This window comes from Paenibacillus sp. S29 (genome assembly GCF_049319765.1).
GTDB lineage: Bacteria > Bacillota > Bacilli > Paenibacillales > Paenibacillaceae > Paenibacillus > Paenibacillus polymyxa_B.
Map to the genome: position 1 here is coordinate 1 of NZ_JBMOUI010000041.1, position 3,653 is coordinate 3,653.

1 protein-coding gene is annotated in these 3,653 nt (G+C 59.3%); it reads left to right on the top strand.

The features are described from left to right. Positions 1–3,653, top strand: a 3,653-nt coding sequence (locus ACL9RM_RS26310) for an amino acid adenylation domain-containing protein (protein ID WP_414126684.1), incomplete at both ends; no start/stop codon positions are given.

A 3,653-nucleotide genomic window follows, 5' to 3' on the forward strand; every position in this document is an offset into this window, starting at 1 on the left:
CGCCCTGTGCCGATCGGCGTAGCGGGCGAAATGTACGTGGCCGGGGAAGGCCTTGCGAGAGGATACCTGAACCGTCCGGATCTGACGGCGGAGAAGTTCGTCGATTCCCCGTTTGCGGAGGGGGAGAAACTGTACCGCTCGGGCGACTTGGCGGCTTGGCTGCCGGACGGCAACATCGAATACCTGGGCCGGATCGATCATCAGGTGAAAATCCGCGGGTACCGGATCGAGCTGGACGAAATCGAGACGCAGCTACTGAACGTCGAGGGCGTGGAAGAAGCGGTGGTGCTCGCCCGTCAGGACGGCGGGGGCGAGAAGGCGCTTGTCGCCTACTTTGTGGCGGACCGGACGCTGACGGTCAGCGAAATGAGAACCTCGCTGGCCCAGGAAATGCCGGGGTACATGATCCCGTCGTACTTCGTGCAGCTGGAGCGCATCCCGCTGACGTCCAACGGAAAAGTGGACCGCAAAGCGCTGCCGGAGCCGCAAGGCGGCTTGCAAACGGGCGTCGAATACGTAGCGCCGCGTAACCGGACGGAGTCCCAGCTTGTGAAGATCTGGGAGGAAGTGCTGGGCTACTCCGGCATTGGAGTCCTGGACAATTTCTTCGAGCTCGGAGGCCACTCCTTGCGGGCGACGAACCTTGTCAGCAAGATTCAGAAGGAAATGAACGTCGAACTTCCGCTGCGCGATGTGTTCCGCTATACGACGATAGAATCGATGGCCGGGGCTATTGCCAGCTTGGAAGAAACGCGGCACAGCTCGATTCCGAAAGCGGAAGAGAAAGCGTACTATCCGGTTTCCTCCGCGCAAAAAAGGCTGTACGTCCTGCACCAGCTGGATGGCTCGGAGCTGAATTACAACCTCCCAAGTGCCTTGCAGTTGGAAGGGGCTTTGAACGAGGCCAAAGTGGAAAAGGCGCTGACAACTTTGGTGGCCCGGCATGATATGCTGCGCACCGGTTTTGAAATCGTGAATGGGGAGCCGGTTCAGCGTATTCATCCGCTCGTAGCTTTCAAGGTCGAGAAGCTTCAAGCAAGCGAAGATCAGGTTGCGGCCATTCTTGAAGGCTTCATTCAGCCTTTTGACCTGACCCAGCCGCCTTTGCTGCGCGCCCTGCTGATCGAACTGGAGAAAGAGAAATTCCTGCTCGCGCTGGATATTCATCATATTGGTTCCGACGGCCTTTCCATGGACGTGCTGCTGCGCGAATTCGTGCGGCTTTACAATGGGAAAGAATTGCCGGAGCTGCGGATTCAATATAAGGATTACGCCGTTTGGCAGCAATCCGAGGAGCAGCGCCAGCGCATCAAACGGCAGGAGGAATACTGGCGCGGGGTATTCAGCTCCGAGCTTCCGGTTCTTGAGCTCCCTCTCGACTTCTCCCGCCCGGCCGTCCAGCAGTTTGACGGTCAAACGCTCACGTTTACGCTGGATGCGGAGAAAAGCGAAGCTCTCAAACGGCTTGCCGGCGATTCGGGGGCGACGCTGTACATGCTTCTGCTGGCTGCGTACTCCGTATTGCTTCATAAATACGCGGGACAGGAAGATATAGTGGTCGGCACTCCGATTGCTGCCCGTTCTCACGCCGACCTGCAGCCGATTATCGGCATGTTCGTCAATACGCTGGCCCTTCGCTTGGGTCCGGCGGCGGAGCGGACGTTCCTGGATTACTTGCAGGAAGTGAAGGAAACGACGCTTGGAGCCTACGAGCACCAGGACTATCCGTTCGAGGAGCTGGTGGAAGCTCTTCAGGTGAGCCGGGATTTAAGCCGGAATCCTCTGTTTGACACCATGTTTTCTTTGCAAAAACACGAAAGCTTGGATTTAACCATGGAAGGCTTGCAATGGTCGCTGTTCGACATCGAGGAAAAGACGGCAAAGTTTGATCTTAGCCTTGATATCGTGGAAGCCGATAACGAGCTGGTTTGCAAGATCGAGTACGCTACCTCGTTGTTTAGACAGGAAACGATGGTACGGCTGGCGGGTCATTACGAGCAGCTATTGGCGTCGATCCTGGCTCAGCCGAGTGCGCGGATTTCGGATTTGGATATCTTGACGGACAGCGAAAAGCATGATTTGCTGGTCGGGTTTGACGTGTCGTCTTCTGCTCTTGCGAAGCAACCCGCCGCAGAGGGTACAGGTTTGGAAGCGGATGAGTCGTGGGGAGAGAGAACGTTCCACGAGCTGTTCGAGGAGCAGGCGGAGCGCACTCCGGGAGCGCTGGCGGTTGTCTACGAAGACAGCAAGCTGACGTATGCGGAGCTGAACGCCAAAGCGAATCGTCTGGCGTATGCACTGCGGGCGCGCGGGGTGAAGCCGGAGCAGGTGGTCGGCATTCTGGCCGGCCGTTCGGCGGAGCTGTTGATCGGGGTGCTCGCCGTATGGAAAGCGGGCGGCGCTTATGTGCCGCTCGACCCGGACTATCCGGCGGAGCGGATCGAGTATATGCTCGCGGACAGCGGGGCGTCGGTGCTGCTCACACAGACCCGCCTGCTGGAGCAGGCGGAAGCTTGGCGCAGCGACGGAGCTCTAGTGCTGCAAACGGTGCTTGCGCTTGACGACGCCGCGACGTACAGCCTCGGAGCGGCTGTGGGCGTACAAGCTTTGGGCGAAGCAGGCGCAGAGGCGGAGGCTTTGGCGCAAGCGGAAACGGCTTCTGCCGAAACGTCCGCCACGGCAGAAGCCGAGAAGAACGTACTAGCGGCGGATCTCGCATCGAATCCGGCGAATGTGAACAAGCCGCGCGATTTGGCTTACGTCATCTACACCTCCGGTACGACGGGCAAGCCGAAGGGCGTGATGATCGAGCACCGCAGCCTGGTGAACACGGCGGCGGGCTACCGGCGGGAATACCGCCTGGATCAGTTCCCGATCCGGCTGCTGCAGCTCGCCAGCTTCTCGTTCGACGTGTTCGTCGGCGACATTGCGCGGACGCTGTACAACGGCGGCACGATGGTCATCGTGCCGAAGGACGACCGGATTGATCCAACCCGCCTCTACGGCTGGATTCGCGACTACGCCGTGACGGTATTCGAATCGACTCCGGCGCTGATCGTGCCGTTCATGGAGCATGTGCATGCCGAGAGTCTGGAGCTCAGCTCGATGCAGTTGCTGATCACAAGCTCGGATGCGTGCAGCGTAGCGGATTACCGCACCTTGCAGGAGCGCTTCGGCTCGCAGTTCCATATTATTAACAGCTACGGCGTAACGGAAGCGGCGATTGACTCCAGCTTCTATGACGAGCCGCTGGAGAAGCTGCCGAAGACGGGCAGCGTGCCGATCGGGAAAGCGTGGCTGAACGCCAAGTTCTACATCGTGGATGCGAATCTGAAGCCGGTGCCGATCGGGGTGTTGGGCGAGCTGGTTATCGGCGGAGCGGGTGTGGCCCGCGGTTACTTGAACCGCCCGGATTTGACGGCGGAGAAATTCGTAGACAGCCCGTTCGCCGCTGGGGAGCGGCTGTACCGGACGGGCGACCTGGCGCGCTGGATGCCGGACGGCAACGTGGACTTCATCGGCCGGATCGACAACCAGGTGAAAATTCGCGGCTATCGGATCGAGCTTGGTGAAATTGAAGCGAAGCTGCTGAGTGTAGGTGGCGTGAAGGAAGCGGTCGTCGTCGTCAGGGAAGATCAAGAAGGTCAGAAAGC